Raw genomic sequence first — 17,546 nt, forward strand, 5'->3', positions numbered from 1 at the left:
TCTCCGGTCAGAAGTCGCTATCGAGGCCGTCTTGCACCTGCTCCGCCGCGCGCAGTACCGCACGCGCCTTGTTCTCGGTCTCTTGCCATTCGGATTCGGGCACCGAGTCAGCGACGATACCCGCGGCCGCCTGCACGTACAGATTGCCATTGTGGATCACGCCGGTGCGGATCGTGATCGCGAGATCCATCTCGCCGGTGAACGACAGATAGCCGACGGCGCCGCCATAGAGGCCGCGCTTCACGGGTTCGAGTTCGTCGATCAGTTCCATCGCGCGAACCTTCGGCGCACCCGACAGCGTGCCGGCCGGGAAGGTCGCGCGCAGCACGTCGAAGTTCGTCATGCCGGGCTTCAGCTTGCCTTCCACCGAGCTCACGATGTGCTGCACGTGCGAGTACTTTTCGATGACCATCTTGTCGGTCACCGCAACCGAGCCGATCTGCGCGATGCGGCCGACGTCGTTGCGCGCGAGGTCGATCAGCATCACGTGCTCGGCGATTTCCTTCGGGTCGTTCAGCAGCTCGGTCGCGAGTTCGGCGTCGCGCTCGGGCGTGTTGCCGCGCGGACGCGTGCCGGCGAGCGGACGGATCGTCACGATACGATCTTCGCCACGCTTTTCCTGACGCACGAGAATTTCCGGCGATGCACCGACGACGTGGAAATCGCCGAAGTTGTAGTAGTACATGTACGGCGACGGATTCAGCGAACGCAGCGCACGGTACAGCGACAGCGGATTGTCGCGATACGGCTTCGTCAGACGCTGACCGACCTGCACCTGCATCAGCTCGCCGGCCGCGACGTATTCCTTCGCCTTGCGCACGGCGGCGAGGTAATCGTCTTTCGCGAACTCGCGATAGGTTTCGGTACGCACGCTCGCCGACGTGACCGGCGGCTGCACAGTGGTACGCAGACGCTGGCGCAGTTCGCGCAGCCGCTGCTTTGCGCGGGTGTAGGCCTCGGGCGTGGTCGGGTCGACGTAGACCACGAGGTACAGCTTGCCCGCGAGGTTGTCGATCACCGCGACCTCTTCGGTCAGCAGCAGCTGGATGTCGGGGAGATTCAGATCGTCGGGCGGCGCGGTGTGTGCGAGCTTCTTTTCGATATAGCGGACCGCGTCGTAACCGAAGTAGCCCGCGAGGCCGCCGGCAAAACGCGGCAGGCCCGGACGCTGCGCGATCTTGAAGCGTTTCTGGAATTGCTCGATGAACGCGAGCGGATCGCCTTCATGGGTTTCGACGACCTTGCCGTCCTTCACCACTTCCGACACGCCGTTGCGCGTGCGGATCAGCGTACGCGCCGGCAGCCCGATAAACGAGTAACGGCCGAACCGTTCGCCGCCCACCACCGACTCGAGCAGAAACGAATTGGCGCCGTTGCGTTCGGGCTGCGCGAGCTTCAGATACAGCGACAGCGGCGTGTCGAGATCGGAGAGCGCCTCGGCGATCAACGGAATGCGGTTGTAGCCCTCGTTCGCGAGAGACTGGAATTCGAGTTCGGTCATGTTCCGATCCTGTTCGTGCGTCCGGCGGCATTTAGCGCCGGACAAAGCGGGGTGTTGCGCTACCGGTTGCGGGTGCCGTCGACGGTGTCGGGCGTGAGCGACCGGTGCGACGCAGAACCTGGGCTGGCGGTGCGCGCATCGTGCGGATCGTCACGATACCCGACGTGCGGGGCGACGATCGATCCGATGCAGCGGGACCAGGGATAACAACCAGTAACCAGGAAAAGCGCGCGAGCGCAGCGAAGTAAAAAACGGTGCCGAAATCGGGTTTCAGCGTACCTCAAGCGAGGTATCAGCGCGACCAGCGACGCCAGGGCCAAGCTCCCCGGTCGATGCTGCTCAGACTCCGTTTTTTATTCAGAAACATGAGGAAGGACTTTGTTAAGCCGTTGATTGATGTGCCGCGATTGCCTTGGCGGCATCGAGGAGCGAGGCAACTATACCATCCGATTTTATCGTTTGTACAGCCTGCCCATGGTTGTACCCGTAGGGCACCGTGAGCGTCGCCATGCCCGCTGCGCGGCCCGCCAGCGCGTCGTTCTCGGAGTCGCCGATCGCGACCGCCGCTGCCGGAGGAACGCCGAGTTCGGCGCACGCGTGCAGCATCGGCAGCGGGTCGGGTTTTTTCTTCGGCAGGCTGTCGCCACCCAGCACGATGTCGAAGTAGCGCAGCAGCCCGTACTGCTCAAGCAGTTCGACGGCGAAGCGGTGTGGCTTGTTCGTCACGCACGCGAGCTTCAGACCTGCCGCGCGCATCGCGGCGAGACCGGCTTCGACGTCGGGGTAGAGCGTCGTATGGCGGCCGTTGATCTTCGCGTATTCGTCCTGGTAGAGCGCGAGCGCTTCGTCGAAGCGGGCCTGCGCGCGCTCGTCGCCGAAGCGCGGCGCGAGCACGCTGCGGACCAGATGCTCGGAGCCCTTGCCGACGTAGCCGATCACTTCCTCGCGCGACGTGTGGTCGGCATCGAGTTGCGCGAGCATGCCGTTCAGGCCGGCGGTGAAATCGTCTGCGGTATCGATCATCGTGCCGTCGAGGTCGATAATCGCTGCTCTGATCTGCGGCCCGGTGAACGCTGGCGTTGCTGCGCTCATGAACGGTGCGAGACGGCAGCGAGCGCGCCGCGCATTTCGTCGATCACTGCCTTGTAGTCCGGCTTGCCGAAAATGGCCGAGCCAGCGACGAACGTGTCCGCGCCGGCAGCCGCGATTTCCGCGATGTTGTCGACTTTCACGCCACCGTCCACTTCGAGATGGATGTGGCGGCCGGTGCGTTCGTTATAGGCGTCGATCTTCGCGCGCGCTTCGCGCAGCTTGACCAGCGCCTCGGGAATGAACGACTGCCCGCCGAAGCCCGGATTCACCGACATGATCAGCACGAGGTCCAGCTTGTCCATCACGTGATCGAGATAGTTGAGCGGCGTCGCCGGGTTGAACACGAGGCCGGCCTTGCAGCCGTGATCGCGGATCAGCGACAGCGTGCGGTCGATGTGATCGGAGCCTTCGGGGTGAAAGCTGATGACGTTGGCGCCCGCCTTCGCGAAATCCGGCACGATGCGATCGACCGGACGCACCATCAGATGCACGTCGATCGGCACCTGAACGTGCGGACGGATCGCTTCGCAGACGAGCGGTCCGATCGTCAGGTTCGGCACGTAGTGGTTGTCCATCACGTCGAAGTGAATCCAGTCGGCGCCGGCGGCGACAACGTTGCGGACTTCTTCGCCGAGCCGCGAGAAATCGGCGGACAGGATGCTGGGGGCGATATGGAATTGCGTCATGGCGGGGAGGGGCTGACGGAAAACCGCTATTTTACCGGTTCGCTGCCTGATGCGACCGGGTTGCGACCTTGTCCCGACAGGAGACGCCGGTTGCGGGTCCGCGTGGCATCAAGCAGAATGCCAATCCATGACGAGCCTCCCGCCGGCCGGCCGGGAATCCGGTCTGAGGACCGGGTTGAAGACCATTCGCGGGCGGGCTTCACGAAGACCTTTCACTTTATCTTCACCAGACCGGAAGCGAGCGGAACCAGGATGAGCCAGTACGAATTCAGCGTGTCGTCGCAGGTGCAATACCTGCCCGAAGAGTCGGACCCGGAACATCGCCAGTATGCGTTCGCCTATACGCTGACCATCCGCAACAGTGGGCAGATCCCTGCTCAACTGATCGCCCGCCATTGGGTCATCACCGACAGCGAATCGCGCGTGCAGGAAGTGAAGGGGCTCGGCGTGGTCGGGCATCAGCCGCTGCTCAAACCTGGCGAGCAATTCGAATATACGAGCTGGGCGGTGATCGCGACGCCGGTTGGGACGATGCGCGGAGAGTACTTCTGCGTGGCCGAGGACGGCGAGCGCTTCGACGCGACGGTTCCCGAGTTCATTCTGCGTATGCCGCGCACACTGCATTGAACGCTCGCTCGCGTTCGAGGTCTGTCGACAGTCTCTGCGCTATTTGTTGTCGCGCGACGCCTGTTCGCGGGACGCGGGTCCGCGCGATGCCTTTTTCTTTCCCGACGACGTCCACACCACGATGAAAATCAGCAGCCCCAGCGCAAGAAGCGATTCGAGCGCGAACATGAGCATCGGGTATTCGTCGAGCAGATCAGACATGGCAGTTTCCATCAAGAGCGAACATTGTATGCGTATTTTTCGGCGCGCTGCCGCATGGGCGGGAGCGGTGTCGATCGCGGTGCTGCTTGCCGCGTGCGGTGGGCGCGAAGCGGTGCGGCCCGTTAGTCCGCCGACCGGCGCGGCGATCATCCCCGGGCAGATTGCGCCCGCGCGTCTGACGCAGGTGGAGTGGCAACAGGTGCCGGGCTGGCAGGACGATTCGCTGATCGGTGCGACGGCGGCACTGCGGCAGAACTGCGTGCGGCTCGCGCGTCAGGCGAACTGGCAGCGCGCGTGCGCGGCGGCGAGCCAGCTTGATGACCTCGACGTTGCAGGCGCGCGGACCTATTTCGAAACTTACTTCGCGCCGTTTCAGCTTGCTAACAGTGACGGCACGCTCGACGGTCTCGTGACCGGCTACTACGAGCCGCTGCTGCGCGGCTCGCGCACGCGTCACGGTGTGTATCAGACGGCGCTGTATCGCTGGCCGTCCGGCTATCGGACGGGCACGGCGCTGCCGTCGCGCGCGCAGCTCGAGCGCTCCGGCGTGCTGAACGGCAACGAACTCGTGTGGGTCGACGATCCGATCGAAGCGTTCTTTCTGCAGGTGCAAGGCTCCGGGCGTGTCGTGATGGAGGACGGCAGCGTGATGCGTGTCGGCTTCGGCGGGACCAATAACCAGCCGTACCGGTCGATCGGCCGCTGGCTGCTCGATCGCGGCGAATTGACGCCGTCTCAGGCGACGATGCAGGGCATCAAGGCATGGGCGCGCGCGAATCCGACGCGGGTCGATGGGCTGCTCGATACGAACCCACGCTTCGTGTTCTTCCGCGAGATGTCCCCGGAAGCGGCGCCCGGCGGCGGCGCGGATGGTCCGATCGGCGCGCTCGGCGTACCGCTGACACCTGAGCGTTCGATTGCGGTCGACCCTTCGTCGATTCCGCTCGGTACGCCGGTGTTTCTGCAGACCACGCGGCCACTGACCAATCAACCGATGAATCGCCTCGTGTTCGCCCAGGATACCGGCTCGGCGATCAAGGGCGGCGTGCGTGCCGATTACTTCTGGGGACTCGGCGACGATGCGGGCGACCTGGCCGGCAAGATGAAACAGGCCGGCCGGATGTGGTTGCTGTTGCCTCGCTCGTGATGTGACTCGGCGCGACGTGGTGCATGAGCTTCAGGCGTTCTTGTTGCGCTTGTCGATCACGCGTCTTGCCTTGCCCACCGATCGTTCGATCCCGTTGACCGCCAGAATGTTGACCACCGCGCTTACGCCGATCAGTGACTTGATGTCGTAAGTGAGCGCGTGCCGGGCCGTGTCGAGCGCGGCGGTGTCGGGCGCGGTTTCCGGACATGGCTCGACGTTCAGCGTCAGCACGTCCAGCGGACCTTCCTTCGTCAGCACGATCTGATAGTGCGGCGCGAGTGCGTGCTGCTTCAATAGCAGCTCTTCGATCTGCGTCGGGAACACGTTCACGCCGCGCACGATCATCATGTCGTCCGAGCGGCCGGTGATCTTTTCCATCCGACGCATCGTGCGCGCAGTGCCCGGCAGCAGACGCGTCAGATCGCGCGTGCGATAGCGGACGATCGGCAGCGCTTCCTTGGTCAGCGACGTGAACACCAGTTCGCCGAGTTCGCCGTCGGGCAATACCTCACCCGTGTCGGGATCGATCACTTCGGGATAAAAGTGGTCTTCCCAGATGGTCGGACCGTCCTTGGTCTCCACGCATTCCGATGCGACTCCCGGCCCGATCACTTCCGACAGACCGTAGATGTCGACCGCATCGATGCCCATCCGCTGTTCGATCGCGCGGCGCATGTCGTTGGTCCACGGCTCCGCGCCGAAGATGCCGGTGCGCAGCGAGCACGTTGCCGGGTCGATGCCCTGGCGTTCGAGTTCGTCGGCAATCGACAGCATGTAGCTCGGCGTCACCATGATGATGTCGGGCCGGAAATCCTGGATCAGCTGCACCTGCTTCTCGGTCTGGCCGCCGCCGAACGGAATGACCGTGAGGCCTGCGCGTTCCGCGCCGTAGTGCGCACCGAGGCCGCCGGTGAAGAGGCCGTAGCCGTAGCTGATGTGCACCTTGTCGCCTGCACGTGCGCCCGCCGCGCGGATCGAACGTGCGACGAGGTTGGCCCATGTGTCGATGTCGCGTGCGGTGTAACCGACGACCGTCGGCTTGCCGGTCGTACCCGACGACGCGTGAATGCGTGAGATACGCTCCTGCGGCACCGCGAACATCCCAAACGGGTAGTTGTCGCGCAGATCTTTTTTCGTCGTGAACGGGAAACGCGACAGATCGGCGAGCGAATGCAACTCCGACGGATGCACGCCAGCCTCGTCGAATTTGCTTCGATACACCGGCGAGTTTTCGTAGGCGTGCGCGAGCGACCATTTCAGTCGTTCGAGCTGCAGCGCGGCGAGCTCGTCGCGGCTCGCCGTTTCGATCGGCTCGAGCGGGAGCGGGGTGGTCATCGATGTCTCCTTCTTTTTTATCGGAACGCGGTGCGGGCGACTAGCTTTCCTGCGATGGAATCACGGTGCCGCGAATTTGAGCGGACTTGCCGCGGAACATTGCGACGACTTCACGGGCCCGGTTGGTCACACGAATATCGTAGATGCCGTTGCGCCCGCTCAATGTCTGCTCGACCGCTTCTGCAGTCAGCATGTCGCCGCCCGACACCGGGCGCAGGAATTCGATCGAACAACCGGACGCGACCGTATTGATGTTGTACGAGTTGCACGCGAACGCGAAGGTGGAATCGGCGAGCGTGAAGATCAGGCCGCCGTGGCAGATCTCGTGACCGTTCAGGAAGTCGCTGCGCACCGTCATCTGCATGCGCGCATAGCCGGGGCGTACTTCTTGCAGTTCCATGCCGAGCGCGCGGCTGCAGCGGTCGGCGTCGTACATGGTCTGCGCGGTGGCGCGCGCGAGTTCGTCGGGTGTCATCGCGGAAGGGTCTTGGGTTTGCGTCGACATGTCAGCGTCCTTCGAAGCGCGGCGCGCGTTTTTCGACGAAGGCCTGCACGCCTTCCGCGTAGTCGTGCGACGCACCGAGTTCGCGCTGCAGATCGCGTTCGAGATCGAGTTGCTCGTCGAGCGTGTTCGTCGCACCCGCGCGCAACGCGCGCTTGATCGCGGCGATCGCGCGGGTGGGTTGCTGCGCGAGCTGGGTGGCGAGTTGGGCGGCTGTTGCGGAGAGTTCTGCATCGTCTACCGCGCGCCAGATCATGCCCCAGCGTTCGGCCTTTTCCGCATCGAGTTTCTCGCCGGTGAGCGCGAGTCCGAGTGCGCGCGCCATCCCGACGCGTTGCGGAAGAAACCACGTACCGCCCGAGTCGGGCACGAGGCCGATCTTCACGAACGCCTGAATGAAATTCGCGGAGCGTGCGGCGACGACCAGGTCGCATGCGAGCGCGAGGTTGGCGCCCGCGCCGGCGGCGGTGCCGTTCACTGCGGCGATCACCGGTAGCGGCAGCGCTTGCAGACGCCGGATCAGCGGATTGAAATGCGCGTCGATCAGATCGCCGAGATCGGTCATCGCGCCTGGCGTGAAGTCGAGATCCGCGAGATCCTGGCCCGCACAGAAGCCACGGCCCGCACCGGTGAGGATGAGCGCGCGGGTGCCTGCTGCTTCGACCTGGTCGAGCGCTTCGGCGAGTTCGCCATGCATCGCACGGGTGAAACTGTTGAGCTTGTCCGGGCGATTCAGCGTGACGGTCGCGACGCGCGTCGATGTGTCGATGGCGACCTGGATCGTTTCGTAGGGCATGTTTTTGTCTTCTCCTCGGCGGGGCGTGTGCGCGTTGTTCAGACTCGTTCGATCACGAGCGCGATGCCCTGGCCGACGCCGATGCACATCGTGCACAGCGCGAAGCGGCCGTTGCTGCGCTCCAGTTGATACAGCGCGGTCGTGACGAGCCGTGCGCCCGATGCGCCGAGCGGATGCCCCAACGCGATGGCACCGCCGTTCGGATTGACGCGCGGATCGTCGTCGCGCAAACCGAGCGCGCGCAGCACGGCAAGCCCCTGCGATGCGAACGCTTCGTTCAGTTCAATGACGTCGAACTGCTCGAGCTTCATGTTCAGCTGGGCCAGCAGCTTTTGCGTTGCGGGCGCGGGGCCGATGCCCATGATGCGCGGTTCGACCCCGGCTGTCGCCATGCCGAGCACGCGAGCGCGGCGGCGCAGGCCGTATTGGTCAGTCGCCGCGTCATTCGCGAGCAGCAGAGCGCATGCGCCATCGTTCACGCCGGACGCGTTGCCGGCCGTCACGGTGCCGTCGGCGCGCACGATGCTCTTTAGCTTCGCGAGCGCGTCGAGCGACGTTTCGCGCGGATGCTCGTCGAGCGTGACGCGTAGCGGGTCGCCTTTTTTCTGCGCGATCTCGACAGCAACGATCTCTTCGGCGAGCCGGCCTTCGCGCTGCGCCGCTGCCGCTTTCTGCTGACTGCGCATCGCGAACGCGTCCTGATCGGCCCGCGAAACACCGAATTCGACCGCGACGTTTTCCGCGGTTTCGGGCATCGAATCGATGCCGTAGTCGCGTTTCATCAGCGGATTGACGAAGCGCCAACCGATGGTCGTATCGTGAATGTCGGCCTGACGCGAGAAAGCGGACGTCGCCTTGCCCATCACGAACGGTGCGCGCGTCATGCTTTCGACACCGCCCGCGATCATCAGACGCGCTTCGCCGGCCTTGATCGCGCGTGCGGCTGTGCCGATCGCGTCCATGCCGGAGCCGCACAGGCGGTTGATCGTGGCTCCTGGCACGTCGATCGGCAAGCCGGCCAGCAACGTGGACATCCGCGCGACGTTGCGGTTGTCTTCGCCTGCCTGGTTCGCGCAACCATAGATGACGTCGTCGAGCGTGCGCCAGTCGACGCCAGGGTTGCGCGCGGCCAGCGCCTTGAGCGGGACGGCGCCGAGGTCGTCGGCGCGCACGTCTTTCAGGGCGCCGCCGTAGCGGCCGAACGGGGTGCGAATCGCATCGCAGATAAAGGCGTCGGTCATGTCGTGTTCCTGCGTCGAGCCAGGTGACGGTAGTCGTTCATCAGGCTCATGTTATTCGGAGGGCTGCCCGGGTTCCATCCGGCCAAACGGCATAGTCTGTCCGGCCGACTTATGCCGATGCCGACACCGGTTCAACATGGACGCGACTCTGAACGACACGGAAACGGCTCGCGACGAAGGCGGCATCGGCAAGCGCGGCATTCGCGGCGGGGTTTGCACCGGTGCCGTGAAAGTCGGAGAACGCAGCAGACTGATTGACGAAAACGCCGCCGGTCAGATTGATCGACAACGCAACGCCGCCGCGAACCGATGCTTCATGTGCGGCTTCGATGACGGCATCGTCGGTGCTGTAAACCGATAGCGTCAGGGCGCCGTGTTCGGCGGCGATCGAGCCGGCGAGGTCGAGCGATTGAGCGGTGGAATCGGTGGCGATGACGAACGAGATCGGGCCGAACCATTCGCGCGTGAACTGGCTGGCGTCGGTGGCGGCGTCGAGCTTCAGCACGAGCGGCGTGCGGACGCGCGCGCCGACGAAGGCCGGGTGTTCGAGCTCATGGCTGTCGACCAGGACGGTGCCGAGCTTGCGGGCTTCGTCGATGCGGTGCGTGACACCGTCGTTCTGGATCGCGCCGAGCAGCTCGACGGCACGGGCTGGGTCCGCGACCAGCTTCTGCACCGCGCCAGCGATCGCATCGGCGACTGCGTCGAAGCCGAGCACACCTTCGGGTGTGCGGATGCCGTCGTGCGGGACGTAGATGTTTTGCGGCGCGGTACACATCTGGCCCGAGTACAGCGCAAGCGAGAAAGCGATATTGCGCGCGACTGCCTTGATGTCGTCGGCCGAGTCGATGACGATCTGGTTGACGCCGGCTTTCTCGGTGAAGACCTGCGCCTGGTGCGCATGGCGTTCGAGCCAGGTGCCGTTCTGCGTGCTGCCGGTGAAATCGATGAGTTTGATTTGCGGACGCAGCGCGAGATCCTGGACGAGCGCGCCGTCATTAGGTTCGGTCGCGAGAAGCGTCACGACGTTCGGATCGAAACCGGCTTCGCGCAGGACATCGCGTGCGATGCGGACGGTGACCGCAAGCGGCAGGATCGCGCCCGGATGCGGCTTGACGATCACCGTGTTGCCCGTGGCCAGATCGGCGAAGAGGCCGGGATAGCTGTTCCACGTCGGGAATGTGCAGCAACCGAGGACAAGGCCGGTGCCGCGCGGCACGACCGTGTAGCGCTTTTTCATCGCGAGCGGCGGGTTTTTGCCTTGCGGCTTTTCCCAGTGTGCGTTCGTCGGCACCCGGCGCAGCTGGTCCCACGCGTAGGCGATGGCTTCGAGCGCGCGGTCCTGTGCATGAGGGCCGCCAGCCTGAAACGCCATCATGAATGCCTGACCAGTCGTGTGCATCACGCTGTAACCGATCTCGAAGCTTGCGCGATTCACGCGCGAAAGAATTTCGAGACATACGCCGGCCCATGCTTGCGGGCCAGCCGCGCGCCATGTGCGCTGCGCATGCTCGGCGGCTGCGATCAGCGTGTTGGGATCGGCTTTCGGGTAGCGGATGCCGAGCGGAAAGCCGAAGGGGGAGACTTCCGCGCCGATGGTTTCGTCGGTGCCGGGCTGGTCGAGTTCGAAGGGCTTGTCCAGATGGGCTTTGAACGCCGCTTCGCCGTCCGCATTCGCGGTTTCCCCGTACACTTTCGGACTGGGCATTTCGGCGAACGGGCTCCAGTAGCCGCGCGTTTCGATGGCGGCGAGCGCCTTGTGCAACGTGTCTTCGTGTTTCGTGAACAGAGGATGGGTCATGACAGAAGGAATGCTGAACAGGAGTTTGGGGAAGTCTTGCCGAATAATTAACCGACCGGTTGGTTGGCAAATGTTAGCATCGATTGAATAGCCTGCGCGAAGTGTTTTTCGTGCGCGTTCTCGTTCACTTATACAAATCAAGGAGCACTCATGACGTACGAAAACATCCTGGTCGAGACCCGCGGTCGCGTCGGCCTGGTGACGTTGAATCGTCCGAAGGCGTTGAACGCGCTGAACGATGCGTTGATGGACGAGCTGGGCACCGCGCTCAAGGCCTTCGATGCCGACGACAATATTGGCGCGATCGTTGTGACCGGTAGCGAGAAGGCGTTTGCTGCGGGCGCGGATATCGGAATGATGGCGACCTACAGCTACATGGACGTGTACAAGGGTGACTACATCACGCGCAATTGGGAGACGGTTCGGACGATTCGCAAACCGATCATTGCCGCGGTCGCGGGCTTCGCGCTGGGCGGCGGCTGCGAACTGGCGATGATGTGCGACATCATCCTCGCCGCGGACACGGCGAAGTTCGGCCAACCCGAAATCAAGCTCGGCATCATGCCGGGGGCGGGCGGCACTCAGCGTCTGCCGCGCGCTGTTTCGAAAGCGAAGGCGATGGATATGTGTCTGACCGCGCGCTTCATGGATGCCGCTGAGGCTGAGCGAGCGGGACTGGTGTCGCGGGTGATTCCGGCGGCGTCGCTGATCGATGAAGCTATTGCTGCCGCATCGACGATCGCAGAGTTTCCGCTGCCGGCGGTGATGATGGTGAAAGAGTCCGTGAATCGTGCCTACGAGAGCACGTTAGCCGAGGGCGTGCATTTCGAGCGCCGCCTGTTCCATTCGCTGTTCGCCACCGAGGATCAAAAAGAAGGGATGGCGGCGTTCGTCGAGAAGCGTAAGGCGGTCTTTAAGCATCGCTAGAAATAACGCTTGCAAGGCGCGGGGCAGGTGACTAGAATTGCGGACTTTCGCGCTTCGGTAAGCGGGGTGCGGAAGGCGGGAGAGCCAGCAATGGCGGGGATTTCCGGGCGGGCAGGTCAGCAGGAAGAAGTGATAAACCTGTTGACGAGCGAACGGAAAGTCTTCATAATCTCGTTTCTCTGCTGCATGGCGGCAGACGCGGAGTGAGCTGGTGGTGGTAGCGCTGGTTTGCGACGTGAACGATCTTTAAAAACTAACAGCCGATAAGTGTGGGCGCTCGATGGCAAGGCGAACTCTGGATGCAAGTCTGRAGCCGGCATAAGTATCGAGAGTCTCACACTAAAGTAAGTCAGGTTTTTGAATTTCAGGATTCAGGACCTGTCATCTTTGAGTGAGCGACCTGTCCGAGAGGACAGAAAACAGTAACAGGCATTGAACTGAAGAGTTTGATCCTGGCTCAGATTGAACGCTGGCGGCATGCCTTACACATGCAAGTCGAACGGCAGCACGGGAGCAATCCTGGTGGCGAGTGGCGAACGGGTGAGTAATACATCGGAACGTGTCCTGGAGTGGGGGATAGCCCGGCGAAAGCCGGATTAATACCGCATACGGCCGATGGCGGATTAGCTAGTTGGTGGGGTAAAGGCCTACCAAGGCGACGATCCGTAGCTGGTCTGAGAGGACGACCAGCCACACTGGGACTGAGACACGGCCCAGACTCCTACGGGAGGCAGCAGTGGGGAATTTTGGACAATGGGGGAAACCCTGATCCAGCAATGCCGCGTGTGTGAAGAAGGCCTTCGGGTTGTAAAGCACTTTTGTCCGGAAAGAAATCCTTTGGGCTAATACCCCGGGGGGATGACGGTACCGGAAGAATAAGCACCGGCTAACTACGTGCCAGCAGCCGCGGTAATACGTAGGGTGCAAGCGTTAATCGGAATTACTGGGCGTAAAGCGTGCGCAGGCGGTTCGCTAAGACCGATGTGAAATCCCCGGGCTTAACCTGGGAACTGCATTGGTGACTGGCGGGCTAGAGTATGGCAGAGGGGGGTAGAATTCCACGTGTAGCAGTGAAATGCGTAGAGATGTGGAGGAATACCGATGGCGAAGGCAGCCCCCTGGGCCAATACTGACGCTCATGCACGAAAGCGTGGGGAGCAAACAGGATTAGATACCCTGGTAGTCCACGCCCTAAACGATGTCAACTAGTTGTTGGGGATTCATTTCCTTAGTAACGTAGCTAACGCGTGAAGTTGACCGCCTGGGGAGTACGGTCGCAAGATTAAAACTCAAAGGAATTGACGGGGACCCGCACAAGCGGTGGATGATGTGGATTAATTCGATGCAACGCGAAAAACCTTACCTACCCTTGACATGTACGGAATCCTGCCGAGAGGTGGGAGTGCCCGAAAGGGAGCCGTAACACAGGTGCTGCATGGCTGTCGTCAGCTCGTGTCGTGAGATGTTGGGTTAAGTCCCGCAACGAGCGCAACCCTTGTCCCTAGTTGCTACGCAAGAGCACTCCAGGGAGACTGCCGGTGACAAACCGGAGGAAGGTGGGGATGACGTCAAGTCCTCATGGCCCTTATGGGTAGGGCTTCACACGTCATACAATGGTCGGAACAGAGGGTTGCCAAGCCGCGAGGTGGAGCCAATCCCAGAAAACCGATCGTAGTCCGGATCGCAGTCTGCAACTCGACTGCGTGAAGCTGGAATCGCTAGTAATCGCGGATCAGCATGCCGCGGTGAATACGTTCCCGGGTCTTGTACACACCGCCCGTCACACCATGGGAGTGGGTTTTACCAGAAGTGGCTAGTCTAACCGCAAGGAGGACGGTCACCACGGTAGGATTCATGACTGGGGTGAAGTCGTAACAAGGTAGCCGTATCGGAAGGTGCGGCTGGATCACCTCCTTTCAAGAAGCCCATGCGCTGGAAGTTGAGCGCTCACGCTTATCGGCTGTAGTCAGGACAGACTCAGGGGTCTGTAGCTCAGTTGGTTAGAGCACCGTCTTGATAAGGCGGGGGTCGTTGGTTCGAATCCAACCAGACCCACCACCATTGTCTGCGGTTGCCGGGCGAAAGACTCCTGTCTGGACATGAGGGGGATTAGCTCAGCTGGGAGAGCACCTGCTTTGCAAGCAGGGGGTCGTCGGTTCGATCCCGTCATCCTCCACCAATCATCAATGCACAGGGTCCTTGCGGATGCAGGGCGTTTTGCATTGGCGATTGAGCCAGTCAGAGTGATACGCGGTTATAGCAATCGCGATATCGGCTGTCGTTCTTTAACAATCAGGAAGAAGTAGTAAAGAGATTCACCGAAAGGCACTTAGAGATGGGTGTCGGGTAGGTGAATCAGGGTTGTGATTGTATCGAAGTATTTTAAAGTTCATCGAGAGATGGCTTGGAATACGGCACAACGCTAAAACTCAACCTGTAGCGAGTACGGCTTCCCTTCGGGGATCAGAGACGTACCTGTTATAGGGTCAAGCGAACAAGTGCATGTGGTGGATGCCTTGGCGATCACAGGCGATGAAGGACGCGGTAGCCTGCGAAAAGCTCCGGGGAGCTGGCAAACAAGCTTTGATCCGGAGATGTCCGAATGGGGAAACCCACTCCTAATGGAGTATCCATGACTGAATACATAGGTCATGTGAAGCGAACGCGGTGAACTGAAACATCTAAGTAACCGCAGGAAAAGAAATCAACCGAGATTCCCAAAGTAGTGGCGAGCGAAATGGGATCAGCCTGTACTCTTTATCTTCGTTGTTAGCTGAACGCTCTGGAAAGTGCGGCCATAGCAGGTGATAGCCCTGTAAGCGAAAACAGTGAGGAAGAACTAGGTGTACGACAAGTAGGGCGGGACACGTGAAATCCTGTCTGAAGATGGGGGGACCATCCTCCAAGGCTAAATACTCGTGATCGACCGATAGTGAACCAGTACCGTGAGGGAAAGGCGAAAAGAACCCCGGGAGGGGAGTGAAATAGATCCTGAAACCGCATGCATACAAACAGTCGGAGCCTCGCAAGGGGTGACGGCGTACCTTTTGTATAATGGGTCAGCGACTTACATTCAGTGGCAAGCTTAACCGATTAGGGCAGGCGTAGCGAAAGCGAGTCCGAACAGGGCGTTCAGTCGCTGGGTGTAGACCCGAAACCAGGTGATCTATCCATGGCCAGGATGAAGGTGCGGTAACACGTACTGGAGGTCCGAACCCACTAACGTTGAAAAGTTAGGGGATGAGCTGTGGATAGGGGTGAAAGGCTAAACAAACCTGGAAATAGCTGGTTCTCTCCGAAAACTATTTAGGTAGTGCCTCGTGTATCACCTTCGGGGGTAGAGCACTGTCATGGTTGAAGGGTCCATTGCGGATTACTTCGCCATAGCAAACTCCGAATACCGAAGAGTGCAATCACGGGAGACAGACATCGGGTGCTAACGTCCGGTGTCAAGAGGGAAACAACCCAGACCGCCAGCTAAGGTCCCCAAATATGACTAAGTGGGAAACGAAGTGGGAAGGCTAAAACAGTCAGGAGGTTGGCTTAGAAGCAGCCATCCTTTAAAGAAAGCGTAATAGCTCACTGATCGAGTCGTCCTGCGCGGAAGATGTAACGGGGCTAAGTCATATACCGAAGCTGCGGATGCACATTTATGTGCATGGTAGGAGAGCGTTCCGTAAGCCTGCGAAGGTGCATTGAAAAGTGCGCTGGAGGTATCGGAAGTGCGAATGCTGACATGAGTAGCGATAAAGGGGGTGAAAGGCCCCCTCGCCGTAAGCCCAAGGTTTCCTACGCAACGTTCATCGGCGTAGGGTGAGTCGGCCCCTAAGGCGAGGCAGAAATGCGTAGCTGATGGGAAGCAGGTCAATATTCCTGCACCGACGTGAAATGCGATGGGGGGACGGATCGCGGAAGGTTGTCCGGGTGTTGGAAGTCCCGGTCGCTGCGTTGGAGAAGGCACTTTGGCAAATCCGGGTGCGTAATTCAAGGGCGTGGCGCGAGCTCCTTAGGGAGCGAAGCAACTGGAAGGGGTTCCAGGAAAAGCCTCTAAGCTTCAGTTTCACGTTGACCGTACCGCAAACCGACACAGGTGGGCGAGATGAGTATTCTAAGGCGCTTGAGAGAACTCGGGAGAAGGAACTCGGCAAATTGGTACCGTAACTTCGGGATAAGGTACGCCCTTGTAGCTTGACTGGCCTGCGCCAGGAGGGTGAAGGGGTTGCAATAAACTGGTGGCTGCGACTGTTTAATAAAAACACAGCACTCTGCAAACACGAAAGTGGACGTATAGGGTGTGACGCCTGCCCGGTGCCGGAAGATTAAATGATGGGGTGCAAGCTCTTGATTGAAGTCCCGGTAAACGGCGGCCGTAACTATAACGGTCCTAAGGTAGCGAAATTCCTTGTCGGGTAAGTTCCGACCTGCACGAATGGCGTAACGATGGCCACACTGTCTCCTCCCGAGACTCAGCGAAGTTGAAGTGTTTGTGATGATGCAATCTCCCCGCGGCTAGACGGAAAGACCCCATGAACCTTTACTGTAGCTTTGCATTGGACTTTGAACCGGTCTGTGTAGGATAGGTGGGAGGCTTTGAAGCGTGGACGCCAGTCTGCGTGGAGCCAACCTTGAAATACCACCCTGGTTTGTTTGAGGTTCTAACCTTGACCCGTTATCCGGGTCGGGGACAGTGCATGGTAGGCAGTTTGACTGGGGCGGTCTCCTCCCAAAGTGTAACGGAGGAGTACGAAGGTACGCTAGGTACGGTCGGAAATCGTGCTGATAGTGCAATGGCATAAGCGTGCTTAACTGCGAGACCGACAAGTCGAGCAGGTGCGAAAGCAGGTCATAGTGATCCGGTGGTTCTGTATGGAAGGGCCATCGCTCAACGGATAAAAGGTACTCTGGGGATAACAGGCTGATACCGCCCAAGAGTTCATATCGACGGCGGTGTTTGGCACCTCGATGTCGGCTCATCTCATCCTGGGGCTGTAGCCGGTCCCAAGGGTATGGCTGTTCGCCATTTAAAGAGGTACGTGAGCTGGGTTTAAAACGTCGTGAGACAGTTTGGTCCCTATCTGCCGTGGGCGCTGGATATTTGAAGGGGGCTGCTCCTAGTACGAGAGGACCGGAGTGGACGAACCTCTGGTGTACCGGTTGTCACGCCAGTGGCATCGCCGGGTAGCTATGTTCGGAAGAGATAACCGCTGAAAGCATCTAAGCGGGAAACTCGCCTTAAGATGAGATATCCCCGGGGCTTCGAGCCCCTTGAAGGGTCGTTCAAGACCAGGACGTTGATAGGTCAGGTGTGGAAGCGCAGTAATGCGTTAAGCTAACTGATACTAATTGCCCGTAAGGCTTGATCCTATAACAGGTGCGTGTCGGCAGCCTTTGGTGCGTGAGCACTTCAGGGATGCCCCACCCTGCGCACAGCGCAGGGTCTCAGGCAGACGCACGGTTGAGATCAGTGTTGTGCCTCAACCATCACAACCCACACGAGAGGCATCCTCTCAGCTACTTCTTCCCGATTGGTTGTGTTGAGTATCCCTCAACACGACAACAAGTCATGCCTGATGACCATAGCGTGTCGGTACCACCCCTTCCCATCCCGAACAGGACCGTGAAACGACTCCACGCCGATGATAGTGCGGATTGCCCGTGTGAAAGTAGGTAATCGTCAGGCTCCTTATGCT

12 protein-coding genes, 2 tRNA genes and 3 rRNA genes are annotated in these 17,546 nt (G+C 60.6%); 8 read left to right on the top strand and 9 right to left on the bottom strand.

The window, feature by feature from the left end; translation table 11 throughout:
* Positions 1–7: 7 nt before the first annotated feature.
* From trpE to rpe, 3 genes are all read right to left on the bottom strand, one after another.
* The gene (gene trpE, locus E1748_RS31175) at positions 8–1,501 is read right to left on the bottom strand and encodes an anthranilate synthase component I (RefSeq protein WP_133651160.1); all 1,494 of its coding nucleotides are present in this window, start codon (positions 1,499–1,501) and stop codon (positions 8–10) included.
* Positions 1,502–1,882: 381 nt separating this feature from the next.
* Positions 1,883–2,593, bottom strand: coding sequence for a phosphoglycolate phosphatase (locus E1748_RS31180; protein WP_133651161.1), 711 nt, complete (start codon positions 2,591–2,593; stop codon positions 1,883–1,885).
* The gene (rpe, locus tag E1748_RS31185; protein ID WP_133651162.1) at positions 2,590–3,279 is read right to left on the bottom strand and encodes a ribulose-phosphate 3-epimerase; all 690 of its coding nucleotides are present in this window, start codon (positions 3,277–3,279) and stop codon (positions 2,590–2,592) included. The genes E1748_RS31180 and rpe overlap by 4 nt, the downstream gene beginning before the upstream one ends.
* Positions 3,280–3,531: 252 nt before the next feature.
* Here rpe and apaG point away from each other — a divergent pair, with 252 nt between their 5' ends.
* Positions 3,532–3,906 carry a Co2+/Mg2+ efflux protein ApaG gene (gene apaG / locus E1748_RS31190; RefSeq protein WP_133651180.1) on the top strand — a complete coding sequence of 125 codons (375 nt, stop codon included), beginning with the start codon at positions 3,532–3,534 and terminating at the stop codon, positions 3,904–3,906.
* Between the two features lie 39 nt (positions 3,907–3,945).
* Here apaG and E1748_RS31615 read toward each other — a convergent pair whose 3' ends face one another.
* A complete protein-coding gene (locus E1748_RS31615) occupies positions 3,946–4,107 on the bottom strand; it encodes a hypothetical protein (protein WP_166653665.1) in 162 nt (53 codons plus the stop codon).
* On the opposite strand from E1748_RS31615, the gene mltA reads away from it, so the two are divergent.
* Positions 4,028–5,254, top strand: coding sequence for a murein transglycosylase A (mltA, locus tag E1748_RS31195; RefSeq protein ID WP_133651163.1), 1,227 nt, complete (start codon positions 4,028–4,030; stop codon positions 5,252–5,254). The genes E1748_RS31615 and mltA overlap by 80 nt on opposite strands.
* A 30-nt stretch (positions 5,255–5,284) precedes the next feature.
* Here the strand turns inward: mltA and paaK are convergent, their stop codons facing one another.
* The 5 genes from paaK to paaN all read right to left on the bottom strand — a co-directional run bounded on the left by paaK (position 5,285) and on the right by paaN (position 10,929).
* Entirely contained in the window at positions 5,285–6,589 is a 1,305-nt protein-coding gene (gene paaK, locus E1748_RS31200; RefSeq protein ID WP_133651164.1) for a phenylacetate--CoA ligase PaaK, read from the bottom strand.
* Between the two features lie 40 nt (positions 6,590–6,629).
* Positions 6,630–7,094 (bottom strand): hydroxyphenylacetyl-CoA thioesterase PaaI, encoded by a 465-nt coding sequence (gene paaI / locus E1748_RS31205; RefSeq protein WP_133651165.1) that lies wholly within the window; start codon positions 7,092–7,094, stop codon positions 6,630–6,632.
* A gap of 1 nt (position 7,095) precedes the next feature.
* The gene (gene paaG, locus E1748_RS31210) at positions 7,096–7,887 is read right to left on the bottom strand and encodes a 2-(1,2-epoxy-1,2-dihydrophenyl)acetyl-CoA isomerase PaaG (RefSeq protein ID WP_133651166.1); all 792 of its coding nucleotides are present in this window, start codon (positions 7,885–7,887) and stop codon (positions 7,096–7,098) included.
* Positions 7,888–7,925: 38 nt separating this feature from the next.
* Positions 7,926–9,128, bottom strand: a complete 1,203-nt coding sequence (pcaF, locus tag E1748_RS31215; RefSeq protein ID WP_133651167.1) for a 3-oxoadipyl-CoA thiolase — start codon at positions 9,126–9,128, stop codon at positions 7,926–7,928.
* A 109-nt stretch (positions 9,129–9,237) separates the two neighbouring features.
* Complete coding sequence (gene paaN / locus E1748_RS31220; RefSeq protein ID WP_133651168.1) at positions 9,238–10,929, bottom strand: phenylacetic acid degradation protein PaaN; 1,692 nt, start codon at positions 10,927–10,929, stop codon at positions 9,238–9,240.
* Between the two features lie 150 nt (positions 10,930–11,079).
* Between paaN and E1748_RS31225 the strand changes: the two genes are divergently transcribed.
* The 6 genes from E1748_RS31225 to rrf all read left to right on the top strand — a co-directional run bounded on the left by E1748_RS31225 (position 11,080) and on the right by rrf (position 17,536).
* The gene (locus E1748_RS31225) at positions 11,080–11,856 is read left to right on the top strand and encodes an enoyl-CoA hydratase (RefSeq protein ID WP_133651169.1); all 777 of its coding nucleotides are present in this window, start codon (positions 11,080–11,082) and stop codon (positions 11,854–11,856) included.
* A 434-nt stretch (positions 11,857–12,290) separates the two neighbouring features.
* Positions 12,291–13,773 (top strand): 16S ribosomal RNA (locus E1748_RS31230).
* Positions 13,774–13,837: 64 nt separating this feature from the next.
* A tRNA-Ile gene (locus E1748_RS31235) sits at positions 13,838–13,914 on the top strand.
* A 45-nt stretch (positions 13,915–13,959) separates the two neighbouring features.
* Positions 13,960–14,035: transfer RNA gene (locus tag E1748_RS31240), tRNA-Ala, on the top strand.
* Between the two features lie 305 nt (positions 14,036–14,340).
* Positions 14,341–17,220 (top strand): 23S ribosomal RNA (locus E1748_RS31245).
* 202 nt (positions 17,221–17,422) lie between these two features.
* A 5S ribosomal RNA gene (rrf, locus tag E1748_RS31250) occupies positions 17,423–17,536 on the top strand.
* Together the 16S, 23S and 5S rRNA genes with 2 tRNA genes alongside form the textbook arrangement of a ribosomal RNA operon.
* The last annotated feature ends 10 nt before the right edge of the window (positions 17,537–17,546 follow it).

Origin of the sequence: Paraburkholderia flava, assembly GCF_004359985.1 — a bacterium.
GTDB classification, from domain to species: domain Bacteria; phylum Pseudomonadota; class Gammaproteobacteria; order Burkholderiales; family Burkholderiaceae; genus Paraburkholderia; species Paraburkholderia flava.